At 62.8% G+C, this 18662-nt stretch carries 19 protein-coding genes; all 19 read left to right on the top strand.

The features are described 5' to 3' along the window. Nucleotides 1-56: 56 nt before the first annotated feature. On the top strand, nt 57-512 hold the full coding sequence (locus G315_RS0109635) for a transposase (protein WP_019612414.1): 456 nt from the start codon (nt 57-59) through the stop codon (nt 510-512). Between the two features lie 286 nt (nt 513-798). Then, nucleotides 799-2700 carry a nucleoside-diphosphate sugar epimerase/dehydratase gene (locus tag G315_RS0109640; protein WP_026338865.1) on the top strand — a complete coding sequence of 634 codons (1902 nt, stop codon included), beginning with the start codon at nt 799-801 and terminating at the stop codon, nt 2698-2700. A 237-nt stretch (nt 2701-2937) separates the two neighbouring features. Beyond that, nucleotides 2938-4104, top strand: a complete 1167-nt coding sequence (locus tag G315_RS0109645) for a nucleotide sugar dehydrogenase (protein ID WP_019612416.1) — start codon at nt 2938-2940, stop codon at nt 4102-4104. Nucleotides 4105-4556: 452 nt separating this feature from the next. Then, nucleotides 4557-5411: a Wzz/FepE/Etk N-terminal domain-containing protein gene (locus G315_RS0109650; protein ID WP_019612418.1), complete on the top strand. Its 855-nt coding sequence runs from the start codon at nt 4557-4559 to the stop codon at nt 5409-5411. A 958-nt stretch (nt 5412-6369) separates the two neighbouring features. After that, nucleotides 6370-6591 carry a DUF6290 family protein gene (locus G315_RS0109655; RefSeq protein ID WP_026338866.1) on the top strand — a complete coding sequence of 74 codons (222 nt, stop codon included), beginning with the start codon at nt 6370-6372 and terminating at the stop codon, nt 6589-6591. Nucleotides 6592-6859: 268 nt separating this feature from the next. Further along, on the top strand, nt 6860-7126 hold the full coding sequence (locus G315_RS14265; protein WP_081624469.1) for a type II toxin-antitoxin system RelE/ParE family toxin: 267 nt from the start codon (nt 6860-6862) through the stop codon (nt 7124-7126). Nucleotides 7127-7465: 339 nt separating this feature from the next. Next, entirely contained in the window at nt 7466-7711 is a 246-nt protein-coding gene (locus G315_RS0109665; RefSeq protein ID WP_019612421.1) for a DUF6364 family protein, read from the top strand. After that, nucleotides 7708-8109 (top strand): PIN domain-containing protein, encoded by a 402-nt coding sequence (locus tag G315_RS14270; protein WP_081624468.1) that lies wholly within the window; start codon nt 7708-7710, stop codon nt 8107-8109. Before G315_RS0109665 ends, G315_RS14270 begins: the two co-directional genes overlap by 4 nt. A 433-nt stretch (nt 8110-8542) precedes the next feature. Further along, the gene (locus G315_RS0109680; RefSeq protein ID WP_019612424.1) at nt 8543-8785 is read left to right on the top strand and encodes a type II toxin-antitoxin system ParD family antitoxin; all 243 of its coding nucleotides are present in this window, start codon (nt 8543-8545) and stop codon (nt 8783-8785) included. Between the two features lie 296 nt (nt 8786-9081). Beyond that, nucleotides 9082-9372 (top strand): type II toxin-antitoxin system RelE/ParE family toxin, encoded by a 291-nt coding sequence (locus tag G315_RS0109685; RefSeq protein WP_018938976.1) that lies wholly within the window; start codon nt 9082-9084, stop codon nt 9370-9372. 411 nt (nt 9373-9783) lie between these two features. After that, nucleotides 9784-10020: an antitoxin gene (locus tag G315_RS0109690; RefSeq protein WP_026338867.1), complete on the top strand. Its 237-nt coding sequence runs from the start codon at nt 9784-9786 to the stop codon at nt 10018-10020. Nucleotides 10021-10023: 3 nt separating this feature from the next. After that, the gene (locus G315_RS0109695; RefSeq protein ID WP_019612426.1) at nt 10024-10431 is read left to right on the top strand and encodes a type II toxin-antitoxin system VapC family toxin; all 408 of its coding nucleotides are present in this window, start codon (nt 10024-10026) and stop codon (nt 10429-10431) included. A gap of 607 nt (nt 10432-11038) precedes the next feature. After that, nucleotides 11039-11389 carry a MarR family EPS-associated transcriptional regulator gene (locus G315_RS0109700; protein ID WP_019612427.1) on the top strand — a complete coding sequence of 117 codons (351 nt, stop codon included), beginning with the start codon at nt 11039-11041 and terminating at the stop codon, nt 11387-11389. A gap of 429 nt (nt 11390-11818) precedes the next feature. Further along, a complete protein-coding gene (locus tag G315_RS0109705) occupies nt 11819-12826 on the top strand; it encodes an NAD-dependent epimerase (protein WP_019612428.1) in 1008 nt (335 codons plus the stop codon). Nucleotides 12827-13126: 300 nt separating this feature from the next. After that, complete coding sequence (locus G315_RS0109710) at nt 13127-14458, top strand: flippase (RefSeq protein ID WP_019612429.1); 1332 nt, start codon at nt 13127-13129, stop codon at nt 14456-14458. 12 nt (nt 14459-14470) lie between these two features. Further along, a complete protein-coding gene (locus G315_RS0109715) occupies nt 14471-15553 on the top strand; it encodes a nitroreductase family protein (protein ID WP_019612430.1) in 1083 nt (360 codons plus the stop codon). After that, nucleotides 15550-16704, top strand: a complete 1155-nt coding sequence (locus G315_RS0109720) for a polysaccharide pyruvyl transferase family protein (protein ID WP_019612431.1) — start codon at nt 15550-15552, stop codon at nt 16702-16704. The genes G315_RS0109715 and G315_RS0109720 overlap by 4 nt, the downstream gene beginning before the upstream one ends. 179 nt (nt 16705-16883) lie before the next feature. Further along, the gene (locus tag G315_RS0109725) at nt 16884-17444 is read left to right on the top strand and encodes a transposase (protein WP_026338868.1); all 561 of its coding nucleotides are present in this window, start codon (nt 16884-16886) and stop codon (nt 17442-17444) included. Nucleotides 17445-17543: 99 nt separating this feature from the next. Beyond that, entirely contained in the window at nt 17544-18659 is a 1116-nt protein-coding gene (gmd, locus tag G315_RS0109730) for a GDP-mannose 4,6-dehydratase (RefSeq protein WP_019612433.1), read from the top strand. Nucleotides 18660-18662: the final 3 nt, after the last annotated feature.

Below are 18662 nucleotides of genomic sequence, written 5' to 3' on the forward strand. Positions count from 1 at the left end.
GCTCCCACAAAGCTCGTTCCTGCAAGTAAGTGCTTCAACAAGTCAGGGAGGTTGGAATGCCACGGAAGGCACGAACGCACCGTCTGCGCCTCGGCCGTTTCAGCGAGCCGGGGCGGGTCTATCTGATCACCGCGGTCTGTGCTGATCGGCAAGCCTGGTTTTCGCAATTCGACCAGGGTCGCTGCGTCGTTCATGCGTTGCGCGATCTGGAAGGCGCGGCGTCGACGCTCTGTTTCGTGGTCATGCCTGACCATGTGCACTGGCTGATGCAGTTGGAAGGGGGTGACCTCTCCAGTACCGTGCAAAAGCTCAAGAGTCTCTCTACCCGCCGGATTGGGCGACTGCGGAGGTGCACGTGTCGAGTGTGGCAGAGCGGCTTCCACGACCGCGCGTTGCGCCGGGAAGAGGATCTCCAGGCGGTCGCCCGCTATGTGGTGGCGAACCCGCTGCGGGCAGGGCTGGTCGGCAATCTCGGTGATTACCCCCTGTGGGATGCGGCCTGGCTGGAGTAAAGGGCTGAATGGACTTTGGCGGGGGCTTCGCGGCCAGGGCCGCTCCCACAGTAAACCAAGCCTGGGGTACCCTTGTGGGAGCGGGCCTGCCCGCGAAGCCCCTGCCAGCATGGAATGATCACAACCCTTTCGGCGATGAGTGCATTTTCATCACGGCTTGCTTATGCTCCGCACGCCGCGATGGAGAGCGGCGGCGAGCGGGTGCGTACACTTGCTGTAGTGTAATCCGGGTAGTTTTTATGGGCGGGAGAGTCGGGCGAGACATGCCGGAACGGTGTTGCAGATCATGCTGAGAAAGGGCCTGGAAAGCTTGTTCAAGCTGCCGCGCTCGAAGAAGCGCTGGCTCATGGTGCTAGCGGATACCGTCATGCTGCCGCTGGCGTTGTGGTCCGGCTTTGCGATCCGCCTGGCCGAGCCGTTCCCGCCGATCATGCTGGAAACCTGGTGGCTGTTCCCGCTGGTGGTGCTGATTGGTATCCCGCTGTTCGTGAGGCTGGGGCTTTATCGGGCCGTTGTGCGATTCATGGGGGCGCGCACCATCTGGGCCGTGGGTTCCGGGGTGGTGATCCTGGCGCTGGTGCTGTGGGCTTCTGCAACCCTGGCGCAAGTCGAAGGCTTCCCGCGGTCGGCGCCGATCAATTTCGCGATCGTGGCCTTCATCTATGTCGGCGGCAGCCGGTTCCTGGTGCGCACGTGGTATCGCTCGATCATCGAGGCGGGCGCGGGTGCCGAGCCGGTGGTGGTGTTCGGGGCGGGCGAGGCCGGCGTGCAGCTCCTGTCCGGGCTCAAGGCCGGGGGCCGGTTTCGAGTGGTCGCCTTCGTGGACGAGGATCGCAGCCTGCAGGGGAGTTCGATCGACGGGATTCCCGTCCATAGTCCGGATCGTCTGGAGCGCTTTGTGTCGCGTTTTCGGGTCAAGCGGATGCTCCTGGCCATCCCGTCCGCGACGCGCCAGGAACGCCGGCGCATCCTGGAACAGCTGGAACCGCTCCCGGTGTACGTGCAGACAGTTCCGTCGATGGAGTCGGTGGTCTCGGGGCATGCGAGCCTGGAACAGCTGGAAGACGTGGACATCGCCGATCTGCTCGGGCGCGACCCGGTACCCCCGGACCCCGAGCTGCTGACCTGCAGCGTGCACGGGCGGGTGGTGATGGTGACCGGCGCGGGCGGCTCCATTGGCTCCGAGCTGTGCCGGCGCATTATCCGCCTGGAGCCGGCGGCGCTGATCCTGTTCGAGCGCAACGAGTTTGCGCTCTACAGCATCGAGCGCGAGCTGCAGGAGTACTCGGCGCAACTGGAGCAGTGCCCGGCCATCCACGCGGTGCTGGGCTCGGTGGCCAATGCGCGGCGTGTGGCCTCCGTGCTGGCGGAATACGGCGTACAAACGCTGTACCACGCCGCGGCCTACAAGCATGTGCCGATCGTCGAGGCCAACCTGATCGAGGGCGTGCGCAACAATGTCTTCGGTACCGCCGTGCTCGCGGAGGCGGCGCTCAATGCCGGCGTGGACCGCTTTATCCTGATCTCCACCGACAAGGCCGTGCGCCCCACCAACGTCATGGGGGCCACCAAGCGCCTGGCCGAGATGGTCCTGCAGGATCGCGCCCGCGAGCAGCGCGAGACCATCTTCAGCATGGTGCGCTTCGGCAACGTGCTGGGCTCGTCCGGCTCCGTGGTGCCGCTGTTCCACCAGCAGATCCGCGATGGCGGCCCGTTGACGGTGACCCATCCGGAGATCACGCGCTACTTCATGTCCATCCCCGAGGCGGCGGAGCTGGTCATCCAGGCCGGCGCCATGGCCGAGGGCGGCGAGGTCTACGTGCTCGACATGGGCGAGCCGGTGCGCATCGTGGACCTGGCGCGGCGCATGATCCATCTGCATGGGCGCCAGGTGAAGGAAGATGGCGTGCCCGAAGATGGCGTGGAGATCGTGTTCACCGGCCTGCGTCCGGGCGAGAAGCTCTACGAGGAGCTGCTGATCGGCGACAACGTCCAGGCCACGGGCCATCCGCGGATCATGCGCGCACGCGAGGACTGCGTATCGGCGCAGGACCTGCACGCAGCCCTCAATCAGCTGGACCAGGCCGACCGCGACATGGACACCGAGCGGGCCTGCCGCACCATCCGCGCTGTAGTACACGAGTACGCCCCGGCCAATCACCCACCGCAGGAACGCGTGGCTGGGTAAGGCGGGCGTTAACCTTTCGTGCCCCCGATCGCATCATTGTTCATGGCGCCCCAGTATCCTCGGGCGCTGGACAAACGTGCCAGCGCCCTTGCGCCCCTGTAGGAGCCTGCTCGCAGGCGGAGCCCCTGCCCGCGCCGAACTTTGGCAGGGGCTTCGCCGCCAAGGCGGCTCCTACGGGGCTCGGACGCACGGCCGACGAACTTGGCTACACAGATTGCAACAGGAAGGAAACCAGGAATGAAAATCGCAGTCGCCGGAACCGGCTACGTCGGGCTCTCCAACGCCGTCTTGCTCGCGCAGCACCATGAGGTCGTCGCGCTCGACGTGGTGCCGGAGAAGGTCGAGCAGATCAACCGCAAGCACTCCCCGATCATCGATGTCGAGATCCAGGACTTCCTGGAAAACCACGCGCTGAACCTCAAGGCCACGCTGGACAAGCAGGAGGCCTACGCGGATGCGGACTTCGTGATCATCGCCACGCCGACGGACTACGACCCGCAGACCAACTACTTCAACACCTCTACGGTGGAGTCGGTCATCCGCGACGTGCTGGAGATTAATCCGCACGCAGTGATGGTCATCAAGTCCACCGTGCCGGTCGGCTACACGCGCGAGATCAAGGCGCAGCTGGAAACCGACAACATCCTGTTCTCGCCGGAGTTCCTGCGCGAGGGCCGGGCGCTGTACGACAACCTGCACCCCTCCCGGATCATCGTCGGCGAGCAGTCCGAGCGGGCCGAGACCTTCGCCCGGCTGCTAGCGGAAGGCGCGATGGACGACGATATCCCCATGGTCTTCACGCACTCGACCGAGGCCGAGGCGATCAAGCTGTTTGCCAATACCTACCTGGCGATGCGCGTGGCGTATTTCAACGAACTGGACAGTTACGCCGAAGCCAACGGCCTGGATACGCGTCAGATCATCGAGGGCGTGTGCCTGGACCCGCGCATCGGCAGCCACTACAACAATCCGTCGTTCGGCTTTGGCGGCTATTGCCTGCCGAAAGACACCAAGCAGCTGCTGGCCAACTACGACGAGGTCCCGAACAACATTATCAAGGCCATTGTTGACGCCAATCGCACGCGCAAGGACTTTGTTTCCGACGCGATCATCAAGCGTCAGCCAAAGGTCGTCGGCATCTATCGCCTGGTCATGAAGAGCGGCTCCGACAACTTCCGCGCCTCCGCCATCCAGGGCGTGATGAAGCGCATCAAGGCCAAGGGCATCGAGGTCGTCGTCTACGAGCCGGAACTCCCCGATGACGAGTTCTACCGCTCCCGCGTCATCCGCGACCTGGACGAGTTCAAGCGCGTGTCCGACGTCATCGTCGCCAACCGCATCACCGACGACCTCCGCGACCAGACCGACAAGGTCTACACCCGCGACCTCTTCAACAACGACTGACCCAGCCCGGTTCGCTGTCCCCTTGTAGGACGGGCGCGCCCGCGAAGCCCCCGCCAAAGCCAGCCCTGGTCCCCCTTGGCGAGCAGGCCCGCTCCCACAAGGCTCGTCTCCGTGCTCATGCAGCCACGGACCGACGTGCCTTCGGTTGGGTCATCTCGGCGGATGCGGCTTTATGCCTCTGATCAGCACCGGCTGGCCGGTTGCGGGTGTCATTTGGTGGCGCGCGTATAAAAGGGCGGCGGCTAACCTTGCAAAAAGCCCTGGTTTCCGGTCCAATCGCGACGCCCCGGGGTTGAACCCTTAAGGCACTTCGAGCCCGCGTTATGGCAACGCCCGAGCGCCTTCCTGGCAAGTGGTTCGGGGCCGCCATCACGGCCGGTATCGACCTGGCCGAACACCTCGGGCCGAACCGAGGCCCCCTGCACATTGCGTTTGAATACAGGAACTGACTCATGAACGATCCCGCCGGTCCGCAATCCCGTCCGTACGATGACGAAATCAGTCTGTACGATCTGTGGGATGTGCTGATGCGCCGTTTGCCGGTCCTGCTGGGTGTTGCGGTACTCACGGTCGTTCTGGGTGTCGTATATGCCTTGATGCAGCCGGTGGAGTACGAATATCGCTCGGGTGTGGATCTCCCGAGGATCTATTCCGCCGGGTTCATCGACGTGGTCTCACAGGATATGGTGATCGCTCGGCTCGAGGACGTACTGATCCCGCAGCAACGCGATCAGCTCTTCGGCGACGAGGAGCGGGGGCCTCGCGTTCGCGTGAGTGCCCACGGCTCGGACTACAGCCTGATCCTGGAGTCCACCAGTACGCGCGAGGCCGCCGAGCATGTGGCGGATCTCCACGAGGGGGTGATCGCGGCTATGGGCGAGTGGCTGAGGCCACGGTTTGAACAAAGCCTGGCCAGCCATCTGAGGCCCTTGAACAACCGCCTCGAGGTGCTGGATGAGCAGATCGCGCTGCTGCAGGAGGACCTCAACGCGCTCTACGAGCGTCTGGGCGAGGGCGATGACATCGCCGGCTTGATCGTGGCCCAGCAAATTGGCGATATCCGCCGCGAGCTGTCCAGGCTGCGTTCGTCCCGCACCGATGCGGCATCCAGTGCCGAAACGGTTGAAGCAATGAGCCGCGATACCGAACAAACCTTCCTTGCCGGGGAGTCGGACGATCCGGCCGGCGCGGGCCGGTCGCTCATCGTCGCGCTGTCCGTGGTGCTTGGCGGCATGCTCGGATTGTTTGCGGCGTTCTTCTGGGAGTTCGTCAGCAACGCCCGCAGCCGCCGCCCCGAACAAGGCTAGCGACGGACTCTTGTAGCGTAGCCCGCTGAAGCTGCTGGAGGGGCATCCCTCAAAGCCGGGTCACGTCCGCTCGCGGGTCCGTCGGGGCGCGCACGCCCTCATTGCAATGCGACCGATCGGCAGGAATAGGCGTGCCAGGCGCCTCGGCCCGCTCCAGCACAAACGCGCCGATCGCCAAGCCCTGCTGGCCGCGATGGAATCACTCCCCACCGAGCACCAGGACGCAAAGTCCGCGACCGATCCTCCGGCCCGGTAGGGGTGGGGGGCCGGGCTGCCGAGCTGGACGCACCCACAATCCCGGCCACCCTGCGGAACGGGACTGTCCGCGAAGCCCTTGCCGTAGCCGGATGATACCAATTCGCTGTCCCACCCCATTATGCCGACGCGGGGCACGTACCCGTTGTCATCCGGGCCGTTGCAAACCCAGCTCGGTCCTCCCGACGGTAGCGCAACGGCCATCCCGTCAGCCCGGCCGCAGGGACACCCCGCCCCGTCATCCCGGCCGAAGCTCACCCACCACGCCCGTCATCCCGGCCGCAGCGAAGCGAAGAGCCGGGATCTCCAGGGTGGGGGCCGCCCGGACGCACGAGATCCCGGATAACCGCTCCGCGGTTTCCGGGATGACGGGGAGCGGGGTGGATTCGGGGATGGTTCTCGGGGTGAGACGCCAGGCTGATGGGTGGGACGAGCCACGGCCGTAGGGAAACCCCGTCCCGTCATGCCGGCCGCAGCGAAGCGAAGAGCCGGGATCATGGGTGGTGGGGGCTGCCCGTACGGGGGAGATCCCGGATAACCGCTACACGGGTTCCGGGATGCCGAAGCGTAGGGCTTCGTGGTGGCCCGGAGGAACGAGCGCATGGCTGGTGCCGGGGAGATGGTATGCGCTGGCATGGTCGTCGAGTTTGGGTGGCCCACCGCGGTGCTATACTTGTATAGCAATTTCTGGGAGGTGATACCCATGCTGGCTTTGCGTCTACCTGAAGATGTGGAAGAACGCCTGGCTGCCCTGGCCAAGGCCACAGGCCGGAGCAAGAGCTACTATGCGCGCGAGGCAATCGTGCAGCATTTGGAAGACCTTGAAGACATCTACCTGGCCGAGCAGCGCCTGATTGACCACCGCAAGGGAAGCGGCGAGACGGTTTCCATGGATGAAATGAGGCGTCTGCAAGGGAGACGCTGATCGATTCGCGCGTTCGCGCTCGAGTCTATTTTGCTTGCTGACAAGGTGCGGTGACCGCCGTGCAGTCACTCTGCACAAGGGAGCCGGAACGCCGTCAGCGGGCAAAATCGGCCGAGCCCCTCCGGGGTTGGGCCCCATTTTTCCCGATCCTGCGTTGCGCCGCTTGCCGGTAGAACCACTACCGGTCTGCGCGACACGCCTGGTCGCGGAAAAAATGAGGCGCCAACGCGAACGTACGAATCGGTCAGCGTCTCCCTGAAGTTGGACGATTGAATTCGACAAGCGCGTAGAGAAGGATCTCCGCGGACTCGATAGGCAGGCAGCCCACCGGATTCTCAAATACCTGAACGAGCGGGTTGCACCACTTGATGACCCGCGCCGGCTGGGTAAACCGCTTACTGGAGAACTGGGCGAATACTGGCGCTATCGCGTTGGGCCATACCGTGTCATCGCGTCGATTGAGGATGACCGGTTCCGGGTGCTGGTCATCCGCGTGGCTCACCGCAACACGGTCTATCGCCAGGGGAAGGTATAAGCCCCGCACATAGCCACGGGCTCCTACCGGCCTGAGCCGTCACGTGGTGTAGGAGCCCAGTCACCTGGGCGATCGGCCTGTCCAGCGCCGCAATCGCCGAGAGGCTCGGCTGCTACTGGTTCGGAGCCACGGTACGTCGACGGTCATCCCGGCCGCAGCGAAGCGAAGAGCCGGGATCTCCAGCGGGTAGGGTTGCTCGGACGCACGACATCCCGGATAACCGCTCCGCGGTTTGCCAGATGATCCGCGGTTTGCCAGATGACGAGTTGGTATTAGGTGTGGATGGATCCGTGCCGTACAATTCCATGGTATCTGCCATACACCCCGAGAGGTGATCGCGTGGAACAGGAAACCACCAAGGTGACCGTGCGCCTGCCCAAGCAGGATGTGGAGTTCGCGAAGGCCTATGCCAAGGCACACGGCATGAGCATGACCGAGGTGATTGATCGCCATCTACGCCGCCTTCGCGCGCTCGAGCGTCATGCACCCAGTGCCGAGTTGGAAGCGATTACCGGCCTGATCCCCGCCGATGTGGATGCAGAGCAGGCCTATCACGATCACCTGCGCGACAAGCATCAATCGTGATTATGCTCGACCTGAACGTCCTGCTGGACGTTTTGCAAAAGCGCGAGCCGCACTACCGTGTTTCGGCGGCAGTTCTGGAACAAGTCCTTCACGGTGAAGAAGCGGGTGCCCTTAGTGCACATGCGGCGACCACGGTGTACTACCTGGTTGCACGGTATGCGGATCGCACGTCGGCTGCTCGGGCATTGAGCTGGCTGCTCCAGCATTTGCATGTATGCGCGGTGGGACGTGCCGAACTCGAACGAGCCCAATCACTCGGTTGGACGGATTTCGAAGATGCCGTGGTAGCAGCTGCCGCCCAGCATGCGGATTGCTCCTGCATCGTCACACGCAACGTCAAGGATTTCGCCGGTTCGCCTGTGCCCGCGCTGACGCCGCAGGAATTCCTCCTTCGTTAACGTCAGTTCTCCGGCCTGCTCATGCCCCCCAATCGCCGAGAGGCTCGGCTCCGACAGGTCCGGAGCCACGGTACGTGATCGGTCATCCCGGCCGCAGCAAAGCGAAGAGCCGGGATCTCCACCGCAGGGGGCCGCCCGGACGCGGGAGATCCCGGATAACCGCTACGCGGTTTCCGGGATGACGGGGTGAGAGGCGCGGTTGCCGGGAAGAAACATACAAGCCCAGCCCCGGGGTGATCGGGCCCCACCTATGCCCCAATCGCCGAGAGGGCTCGGCTCCTACAGGTCCAGGGCCACCTTGCGTAGAACGGTTATGCCGGTCGACGCGAAGGGAAGGGCCGGGATCCGGGGGTGCGGTCGCACAATGGATTCGGGACGGCTATCATTGACTTTATGGCAAAGATTGCCAAGAAAGTTGGAGGTTTGAGAGGCTATGGCGACCATGAACGTATCGCTTCCCGGCCCGATGAAGAACTGGGTCGAAAAGCAGGCCGAATCCGGTCAGTACAGCAACGTCAGCGATTACGTGCGCGATCTGATCCGTCACGACCAGGAGCGTGCCGAGAAGGTCGAGCGCATGCAGACGTTCGTCACGGAAGCGCTGGAGAGCGGTCCCGGCCAGCACAGTATGGAAGAGCTCCGCGAGCGGGCGGCGCGCCAATGTTCCGGTTCCTGACTCGCCAGGGAGACGCTGATTGAATCGCACGTTCGCGCTCGAGTCGCTTTTGCGTGCGAACAAGGCGCGGTGACTGCCGTGCAGTCATTCTGCACAAGGGAACCGCAACGCCGTGCGCGCACAAAAGCGGCCGAGCCCTTCCTTTCAATAGCGTGTAGGGGTTGGCACCCCAGGTTCCCCGATCCTGCGTTGCGCCGCTTGCGGGTAGAACCACTACCCGCTGCACGACGCGCCTGGTCTCGGAAAACCTGGGTTATCAACGCGAGCGCGCGCTTCAATCAGCGTCTCCCTCGGTAATGCCCTTTTACCTGAGTGAAAAGGCGGAGGAGGATGTCATCTCCATCTTCGTCCAGGGCGCAGCAGAGTTTGGTCTTGACCAGGCAGGGCGGTATCACGCAGCGCTGGAGCGCCAGTTCCGGTTCCTGGCGGAGAACCCGCTGGTGGCCCGCGAACGCGCCGAAATCGCTCCGCCTGTACGTGTCCACCCGTTTCAGGCGCATATCGTCGTCTACATCCTGGATCCGGTTGGCGACGTCTATATTCTCCGGGTGCGCCACGCACACGAAGATTGGCTTCCCAATCCTTGATGTTTGCCGCAAGCCGATACGAGCCAGCCAACGCCCCAATCGCCGAGAGGCTCGGCTCCGACAGGTCCGGAGTCACCGCAGATGAACGGTCCTCCCGGCCGCCGCGCGCCCCCACCGTCATCCCGGCCGCAGCGAAGCGAAGAGCCGGGATCTCCAGCGGTGGGGGCCGCCCGGACGCACGAGATCCCGGATAACCGCTCCGCGGTTTCCGGGATGACGGAGGGGTGGCGCGGTTTCCGGGATGACGGAGGGGTGGCGCGGTTTCCGGGATGACGGAGGGGTGGCGCGGTTTCCGGGATGACGGTGGGCCGCGCTGGTTGTATGAGCCGAACCCACTGAGCGATGAGGCCTGGAAACACGCCGCTGGCTGGGATATGCTTTAGGCATATGCAGTCATTTTGAGGCTAGATAATGAAGCGACGCACTGCGAGTTTGTTTCGGAATGGGCGCAGTCAGGCCGTACGGCTGCCGAAGGGATTTACGTTCGATACCGATGAGGTGGTCATCGAAAAGCACGGGGACGCATTGATCCTGCGGGCCAAGCCGCGGTCCTGGGATGATTATTTCCTGGGTCCTGCCGAGACCCTGCCCGACGACTTTCCCGATTCGATCGAGGATCGAATGGCCCAGGATCGCGAGGCGTTGTGATCCATGCGCTATATGCTGGACACGAACATCTGTATCTACATCATGAAACGCCGGCCGCCCGAGGTGCACGAACGGTTACGCCACGTGCCGGTGGGGGAGGTCGGCCTATCCGCCGTCGTCCTGGCGGAATTGCGTTACGGCGTTTGCCGGTCGAATCAGAAAGAGCGTAGCGAGGCCGCATTGGAGCGTTTTCTGGCTTTCACGCAGGTGTGCGACTGGCCGGAAGAAGCAGCCGACCATTACGGGGACATCCGGGCTGAGCTGGAACACGCTGGCGCCCCCATTGGCGCAAACGACCTTCTGATAGCGGCGCACGCACGGGCAACAGGAACCGTACTAGTGACGAACAATGGGCGCGAGTTTGAGCGTGTGCCCGGACTGCAGGTGCAAAACTGGGCGTCGGCACATTGACCGCGCGCCGGTATCCCCGCGCCGACACGCGGCAGCGTTAGTCCGTGGCCGGAACGCTACACTCATCCCGTCATTCCGGCCGTAACCGCACGCCCGCCTCCTCATCCCGGCCGTAACCGCACCCCGTCATCCCGGCCGTAGCGAAGCGAAGAGCCGGGATCTCCACCGCTGGGGGCCGCCCGGGCGCACGAGATCCCGGATAACCGCTACGCGGTTTCCGGGACGACGGGGGTGGAGGGGATTTGGAGTTGATTTTCGGGGTGGTTCTCGGGGTGGTTCTCGGGGTCGGGCGCCAGGCTGATGGATGGGACGAGCCGCGGCCGTAGGGAAACCCCATCCCGTCATCCCGGCCGCAGCGAAGCGAAGAGCCGGGATCTCCAGCGGCGGGACTGCCCCGATGGGGCCGGCAGAAACCAATCCGTCCCGTTGCCCTTTCTTGCGCGCGCGTCCCATTGCCATGCGACCGGCCGATATGCTCTACTTTCGCCCTTCGTTCACCCGGTGAACGCACAGTCAGCAGCTTCCCCCAGGGCGGGCCCGCGAATAATCCGGGTGCACCGTCCCGGCGGTAGCGTGCCCAAACGCTGCCCACCGAATCGATAACCTATTGATTGAAGACGACCTTCATCTGGAAGTGCTCCGCCTGCTGGAGCGCGAGCCGGACATGAGCCAGCGCCAGCTCGCGCGGGCGCTGGGCCTGTCGGTGGGCAAGACGCACTACGCGCTCAAGGCCGTGCTCGACCGCGGCTGGGTCAAGGCGCAGAACTTCCGCCGCTCGGATAACCGCTCCGCCTACCTGTACAAGCTCACGGCAAGCGGCCTGCAGGAAAAGGCCCGCCTGGCGTACGGCCTGCTGCAGCGCAAACGTGCCGAGCACGAAACCCTGATGACCGAAATCGAACAACTCCGCGCCGAGGTGCAAAACGCCAAACCCGCGGATGAGCCACCCACCCCGTAGGAGCCGCCTTGGCGGCGAAGCCCCCGCCAGAGCCGGCCGCGAGCCCTGGGCCACCCCACATACCAATGACCCGTCCGGCACACCCTCCCGGTCATCCCGGCCTTAGCGAAGCGAAGAGCCGGGATCTCCATCGGTGGGGGCAGCCCGGACGCGGGAGATCCCGGATAACCGCTCCGCGGTTTCCGGGATGACGGTGGGGCAGGGCGGTATCCAGGATGGCGGCCTCGGACGTCGCGGTTCCCGGGGTGCCAAAGAACAAACCCCGTCACTGCGAGGAGCGCAGCGACGCGGCAGTCTCCAGGAACGCCGCAGACCTTAATACGTCACCACGACCAAAGTGCCGAGAATCGCCGGAACCGAAAGCACTTGTAGAGCGGGCTTGCCCGCGAACAACCCATCAATCAACAGACTCCAAACACAAAGAACAAAATGAAAGTACTCATAACTGGCTCGGCCGGCTTTATTGGCGGCGCCCTGAGCCTGCGCCTGCTGGAGCGCGGCGACCAGGTGATCGGCGTCGACAACCTGAACGACTACTACGACGTCTCGCTCAAGGAAGCGCGCCTGGCGCGCACCCAGGACCACCCGAACTACACCGAGGTGCGCGAGGACATCGCCGATCGCGCCGCGATGGAGCGGGTGTTCCGCGAGCACCGGCCGGAGCGGGTGGTGAACCTGGCGGCCCAGGCCGGCGTGCGCTATTCACTGGAGAACCCGGCGGCCTATGTCGACACCAACCTGGTCGGTTTCGGCAACATCCTGGAGGGCTGCCGCCATAACGGCGTCGAGCACCTGGTCTATGCCAGCTCGAGCTCGGTCTACGGCGCCAACACCACCATGCCGTTCTCGGTGCACGACAACGTCGATCACCCGCTGAGCCTGTACGCCGCCAGCAAGAAGGCCAACGAGCTGATGGCGCATACCTACAGCCATCTCTATGACCTGCCGGTGACCGGGCTGCGCTTCTTCACTGTCTACGGCCCCTGGGGCCGCCCGGACATGGCGCTGTTCATGTTCACCAAAAAGATCCTGGCGGGCGAGCCGATCGACGTCTTCAACTACGGCCACCACCGGCGCGACTTCACCTACATCGACGACATCGTCGAGGGCGTGATCCGCACCCTGGATCACGTGGCCCCGCGCAACCCCGACTGGAACGGGGCCGAGCCCGACTCGGCCACCAGCGCAGCCCCCTACCGGCTTTACAACATCGGCAACCACGAGCCGGTGGAACTGATGCGCTACATCGAGGTGCTCGAGGACTGCCTCGGCAAGAAGGCCGAGAAGAATCTCCTGCCGCTGCAGCCGGGCGACGTGCCGGACACCTATGCCGACGTCGAGGCCCTGCGCCAGGACGTGGGCTATGCCCCCGCCACCCGCGTGGAAGACGGCATCGCCCGCTTTGTCGAGTGGTATCGCGAGTACTACCGGATCTGACCGCTCAAATGTGACAAACCACTACGTCCAGAAACGAACCGTCATTGCGAGCGGCGCCCTGGGGGCAAGCGGCCAGCGCTCGCAAGGGGTGCAGTGGAAATGCTTCAGTATGAGTAGCACCGTCGCACTAACGCGCCGCGCGGTGGATCGCAGAACAAATAGCGTCCACCTCTTTTATGGCTGGATGATGCGTCGTCAACTGACGATGCGGAAGGGCGAGGGCAGAGCTGCAATGGGGTCTCTCACCGGCAGTACTCCCGAAGGTCTGGTTTCGCGCTCCAAGCAGGAGCATTTGTCGCTGTGAAAGTCGGGTTGATCTCGAGCAAATACCGCCGCCTGAGGAAATACCTAAACAACTCCTACTGGATCATGGGGGAGAAGGTTATAGGGCTTGGGCTCGCGTTCGTGGCGACAGTGTTCGTCGCGCGCCATCTGGGCCCGGAGGATTTTGGTTCGCTGGCGTATGCGTTGTCCCTTGCCGCTTTGTTCGCGGCTGCGGGCCATATGGGGCTTCAAGGCCTGGTTGTCCGCGAGATCGTCAAGGATGAAACGGGGCGCGCGGAGACCCTTGGAACCTCCGCTCTGCTCAAGTTGCTGGGGATGGGTGCGGGGTACCTGGTGCTACTGACCTACGCTGTTGCGTACGAGGGCCTCGGCAGCACCGAGTTCTATCTGATCGCCATTGCAGGGGCTGCCTTATTGTTTCGCCCGCTGGACGTAGTCGATTTCTGGTTTCAGGCGTTTGTGCAGGCGCGGTATGCCGCCATCGCCCGAGTGTCCTCGCACGTACTGGCCACCGCGTTCAAGCTGGGGCTGGTCTTCGCGGGTTCGGGCCTGGTGTATTTCGCGACGGCACAGGTGTTGCAGGCCGTAGTGGCGGCCTTGTTGCTGCTTCTCTTCTTCCGGCTCAAGGCCGAACTCCGTCTTGCCCATTGGCGGTTCAGCTGGTCTCGTGCCAAGGAGCTATTGAGTCAGGGCTGGCTCATCTACCTGGGATCGGTCTTCGCGGTTATCTACCTGAAGGTGGACCTGGTGATGCTCCGGTGGCTGGCGGATCCCCAGGAAGTGGGGCAGTACGCAGTGGCGGCCCAGCTTTCCGAAGCCTGGTACTTTGTTCCAACCGCGATCGTTGCCTCGTTTTTTCCTAAGCTGATCAAGCTGCGCGAGCAGGACGAGGCGTTGTTTTACCGGCGGCTCCAGCAACTGTTTGACGTACTGTTCATGATCGGGTTGGTCGTGGCCGTCGCTATGACGGTCGCCGCGCCCTGGATCATCGCGTTGTTCTTCGGGCCGGAGTACGCAGCGAGCGCCTCGATCCTGGTGATCCACATCTGGGCCGCCATCTTCATTTTCATGCGTGCGGCGTTTTCGAAATGGGTTCTCATTGAGAACGCGCTCTATTTCTCGTTGCTTACGCAGGGCCTCGGTGCCCTTGCCAACGTGCTTCTGAACTACCTCCTGATTCCCATGCATGGGGGCATCGGCGCTGCCTACGCAACGCTCTTCTCCTATGCGACCGCATCCTTCTTCGCACTTTTCTTCTACCAGCGGACGCGCGCCGTCTTCTGGCAGATGGCGTGGGCGGCCCTTGCGCCTATCCGGTATCCCTTTCGACTTGCGCGTACACGATAAAAGACAAAAACCATGATCTCCGTCCTTCGAAAAGCGATCCCGGCGCCGGCCAAACGTACGATCCATAGAACACTCGACTGGCTTGGGGCCCGGAGTGTCCGGGTTTTCTCGGCCAACCGGTGGCTGGCCAGCCTGTACTACTGTGTCTTCAGTCGGCGTTTCGACCGCGAACACCTCGCCGTGCTCAAGGGGCGGGCTGCCTACCACCGTGCGCTGCGGGCAATGGAGCGTACTTCGCCGCTCCTCCGCCGCAATGTGCACCGCCTCGAGAAAGGGCTGATCATGCGCCCACGCCGGAAGGTATTTGCGGAGGCGTTCATCCTTGAGACCGTTCGTTGTTACAACCGGGCCAAGGATCGGCCGGGCTACTCGCCGGACGAGCTCCGGTGGGCCAGGGACGTACTGGACGAATACTTCAGCGTTGTCGAAGACACGCCCACGATCAGCAAGGCGCGCAAGGAATACGGTGAGGCTTCTGATGCCGAACACAGTGACGGTAACGAAATTCGGATGTTCAAGCCTTACCCGATGTCGGAGTGCCCGGCGAGCCCCGTATCCTTCGAGCAGCTTGCCACGCTCTTTGTTCGGCGGAGATCCGTTCGCTGGTACCGGCAGCAGCCAGTACCCGATGACTTGATTCAAAAGGCCATAAACGCAGCCTCTCTAGCGCCCTCGGCGTGTAACCGGCAGCCGTTCCGGTTTGTCGTCGCGAAGGCACCGGCCATAGCCACAAAGATTGCCGAATGCGCGGGAGGTACCACGGGCTTCGCCCATCAACTGCCGGCCGTTATCGTGGTGGTCGGCGACCTCTCCGCCTACCCGAAGGAACGCGATCGCCACCTGATCTATATCGACGCATCCCTCGCATCCATGCAGCTGATGCTTGCCGCGGAGACGCTGGGGCTTTCTACCTGCCCCATTAACTGGCCGGACGTCGATCTCGCCGAAGAGAAGCTTCAGCGTATTCTGAAGCTCCCGGGCCATGAACGCGTGGTGATGCTGATTTCCATCGGCTACGGCGATCCCGAGAGCGGTATTCCTTATTCGCAGAAGAAGCAAAATTCACTGATTACGCAGGAGTGTTCGGCAGAATGATCATCGAGATTCAAAAAGCCGGGTTCGTGAACAAGGGCGCGGAACTGATGCTGCGCGCGATCCTCGAAAGGCTTCGTGCGACATACCCGGACGCAATCTTGACCATGGCCCCGTCGCACCCGGGTGGGTCGCAACCGTTCCGGAAATTGGTGGATGCGGGTATGTATCCGAAAGCATGGCTCTATTACAAAGGGGTTCAATGGGGGCATCTCGCAGGTCTGGTACCCCGAAAGGTCCGTGAGATGTACGGGGTGATTCTGGATAGCGACGTCGACGTGGTGATTGATGCGGCGGGCTTCGCATACAGTGACCAGTGGGGCGAGCGTAATTCCCGCGAGCTGGCGCAGTCGGCGAGGCGGTGGCGCAAGCAGGGTACTAAGGTGATCCTAATGCCTCAGGCTTTTGGTCCGTATACGAGCACGCGCATTCGCAAGTCGATTCGGAATGCAGTCGACAATATCGATTTGGTCATGCCCCGGGAACGAACCTCCTATGAGTACTTGACGGACGTCACCGGGGAGCGGGCGAACATCCGCCAGTACCCGGATTTCACCAACCTGGTTGATGGGGTCGTGCCGGAATACTTCGACCGTAACCAGCATGGGGTGTGTCTTGTGCCGAACTACCGCATGGTCGACAAGACAGACGGCTCACGGAGTAGTGCGTATCTCCCATTCATGGTGCGCTGTGCCCAACAGCTACGGGAGAAGGGCGCAAAGCCGTTCATCTTGGTGCACGAGGGCGCGAATGATCGCTGGCTTGCCGACCAGATCTCGGAGGGTGCCGGCGGGCTCCCTGTTCTCGTCGAGGACGATCCGCTGAAGATTAAGGGAATCCTTGGCGCAAGTTTTGCCACCATCGGTAGCCGATTCCACGGACTGGTGAGTGCACTCAGCCAGGGCGTCCCCTCGCTCGCCACCGGTTGGAGCCACAAGTATCAGGAACTGTTCCGTGACTACGGCTTCCCCGAAGGCGTGGTGTCCGTAGATGACCCTGATGACGAACTGGCCGATAAAATCGATCGGTTGGTTGATGAGCGGGCCAACCGCGAGCTTTCGGAATCTCTGAAAAATGAATCCGCGCGACTCAAATCTTGCTCGGAGGCGATGTGGGGCGAGGTGTTTTCCGTGATCGACCGAACAGGCGAATAAGGGGTAGGTGGAGATCACCGGCTGCCGCAACGGACCGTAACAGGGACAGATTGTTTGGTGGCAAGGATGCGGCGGTGATGGAGGAGAAGGGGTATGCCAAGGATGGCGCGAGCGCAGTGAAACGGGGACAGATTTATTTTCGTCGCAGGGAGCGGGCCGGATGATTCGGGAGGGAAGGCATGCCAAGGATGGCGCGAGTGGTGTTGCCGCATATGCCGCACCACGTGGTGCAGCGGGGGCCCAATCGACAGGCGGTGTTTGCCGGGGCTGAGGATTGCGAGCGGTACTTGGAGGATTTGCGGGAGCTGAGCAGTGGGCTGGACATCCGGGTGTATGGGTACTGCTTGATGACGAACCACGTGCGCCTCTTGCTGGGCCATGGCGAGGAGGTGGCCGCCATGGGCCGGCTGATGAAGGCGCGTGCGGCGCGTGCGAGGATGGCGCCAGCGGCCGGTGAGTCCGCCTGGTCCAGTTTCCGTCAGCGAATGGGCGAGGAAGATCAATGGATCGATTTGGACCCGGCGTACTCGGACCTGGCAGACAACGGTTCCGATCGGCGTGCACGCTATGCCCGCTTAGTGCAGCAGGGCGTACCGGAGCAGGAGCTGTCGCTGATGCGCGAGGCCCTGCAGCGAGGACAGCTCACCGGCAAACAGCGCTTCGTGAATGAGGTGGAACAGATCATCGGCTGCCGCATCGAGCGCCGCCGCCTCGACCGTCCGCGTTCACGCCGGAGATGAGAAAGTAAATCTGTCCCCGATTTCGATTGGGGTTATGTGAATCCTTAGCATGTGGTTCGGTTTGGGCGAGTTCGTGTTCTGGGAGCTATTGAGGGAATTATGAAAAGAGCGTTGATTTCGGGAGTAACTGGGCAAGATGGGTCATATTTGGCGGAGCTGCTTTTAGGTATGGGTTACGAAGTGCATGGTATTAAACGACGAGCGTCGTCGTTTAATACCGAGCGAGTGGATCACATCTATCAGGATCCGCATGAAGCTAACTCTGGCTTTGTTCTTCACTATGGTGATCTGTCGGATAGCTCCAATCTGACACGTTTGGTACAGGAGATTAAGCCCGACGAGGTCTATAACCTCGGCGCTCAAAGCCATGTTGCGGTGAGCTTTGAATCACCGGAATACACTGCTGATGTCGTTGGCATGGGCACCCTTCGTTTGCTTGAGGCCATTAGGATCTGCAATCTAGAGGAGAAGACCCGTTTCTACCAGGCATCAACTTCGGAACTCTATGGGCTAGTTCAGGAAACCCCCCAGCGCGAGACCACGCCGTTCTACCCCCGTAGCCCGTACGCTGCTGCAAAGATGTATGCCTACTGGATTACCGTGAACTATCGCGAGTCCTATGGGATGTACGCCTGTAACGGGATCCTCTTCAACCACGAATCGCCCCGCCGCGGCGAGACCTTCGTCACGCGCAAGATCACCCGGGGGCTCGCCCACATCGCCCAGGGTCTGCAGAGCTGTCTTTACCTCGGCAACATGAATGCCCTGCGCGACTGGGGGCATGCCAAGGACTACGTGCGCATGCAGTGGATGATGCTGCAGCAGGAGCAACCGGAGGACTTCGTGATCGCCACAGGTCGCCAGTGTTCGGTGCGCGACTTCGTACGGATGGCAGCGGCGGAACTTGGTATCGATCTGCGGTTCGAGGGCGAGGGCGTGGAGGAGCGCGGTATCGTCGCCGCCATCACGGGCGACAGCGCCCCGGCCCTGAAGAAGGGGGATGTCGTGGTGGCGGTCGACCCGCGCTACTTCCGCCCCGCCGAGGTGGAGACCCTGCTGGGAGACCCCTCGAAGGCCAAGGCCGTGCTCGGGTGGGAGCCTGAAATTACGGTGGAAGAGATGTGCGCCGAGATGGTCGCCGCCGATCTCCACGAGGCGCGACGCCATGCCCTGCTCAAGGAGCATGGCTACGACATGCCGCTGACCCGGGAGTGATCC

This window comes from Thioalkalivibrio sp. AKL7, assembly GCF_000381705.1.
Taxonomy (GTDB): domain Bacteria; phylum Pseudomonadota; class Gammaproteobacteria; order Ectothiorhodospirales; family Ectothiorhodospiraceae; genus Thioalkalivibrio; species Thioalkalivibrio versutus.

Excerpts from the sequence above, each read along its gene's own strand:
- G315_RS0109680 (WP_019612424.1), top strand. The coding sequence starts at position 8,543 with ATGGCGACCATGAACGTATCGCTTCCCGGCCCGATGAAGAACTGGGTC.
- G315_RS0109645 (WP_019612416.1), top strand. The coding sequence starts at position 2,938 with ATGAAAATCGCAGTCGCCGGAACCGGCTACGTCGGGCTCTCCAACGCC.
- gmd (WP_019612433.1), top strand. The coding sequence starts at position 17,544 with ATGAAAAGAGCGTTGATTTCGGGAGTAACTGGGCAAGATGGGTCATAT.
- G315_RS0109690 (WP_026338867.1), top strand. The coding sequence starts at position 9,784 with ATGAAGCGACGCACTGCGAGTTTGTTTCGGAATGGGCGCAGTCAGGCC.
- G315_RS0109650 (WP_019612418.1), top strand. The coding sequence starts at position 4,557 with ATGAACGATCCCGCCGGTCCGCAATCCCGTCCGTACGATGACGAAATC.
- G315_RS0109655 (WP_026338866.1), top strand. The coding sequence starts at position 6,370 with ATGCTGGCTTTGCGTCTACCTGAAGATGTGGAAGAACGCCTGGCTGCC.
- G315_RS0109705 (WP_019612428.1), top strand. The coding sequence starts at position 11,819 with ATGAAAGTACTCATAACTGGCTCGGCCGGCTTTATTGGCGGCGCCCTG.
- G315_RS0109640 (WP_026338865.1), top strand. The coding sequence starts at position 799 with ATGCTGAGAAAGGGCCTGGAAAGCTTGTTCAAGCTGCCGCGCTCGAAG.
- G315_RS0109685 (WP_018938976.1), top strand. The coding sequence starts at position 9,082 with ATGCCCTTTTACCTGAGTGAAAAGGCGGAGGAGGATGTCATCTCCATC.
- G315_RS0109635 (WP_019612414.1), top strand. The coding sequence starts at position 57 with ATGCCACGGAAGGCACGAACGCACCGTCTGCGCCTCGGCCGTTTCAGC.
- G315_RS0109695 (WP_019612426.1), top strand. The coding sequence starts at position 10,024 with ATGCGCTATATGCTGGACACGAACATCTGTATCTACATCATGAAACGC.
- G315_RS0109715 (WP_019612430.1), top strand. The coding sequence starts at position 14,471 with ATGATCTCCGTCCTTCGAAAAGCGATCCCGGCGCCGGCCAAACGTACG.
- G315_RS0109720 (WP_019612431.1), top strand. The coding sequence starts at position 15,550 with ATGATCATCGAGATTCAAAAAGCCGGGTTCGTGAACAAGGGCGCGGAA.
- G315_RS0109725 (WP_026338868.1), top strand. The coding sequence starts at position 16,884 with ATGCCAAGGATGGCGCGAGTGGTGTTGCCGCATATGCCGCACCACGTG.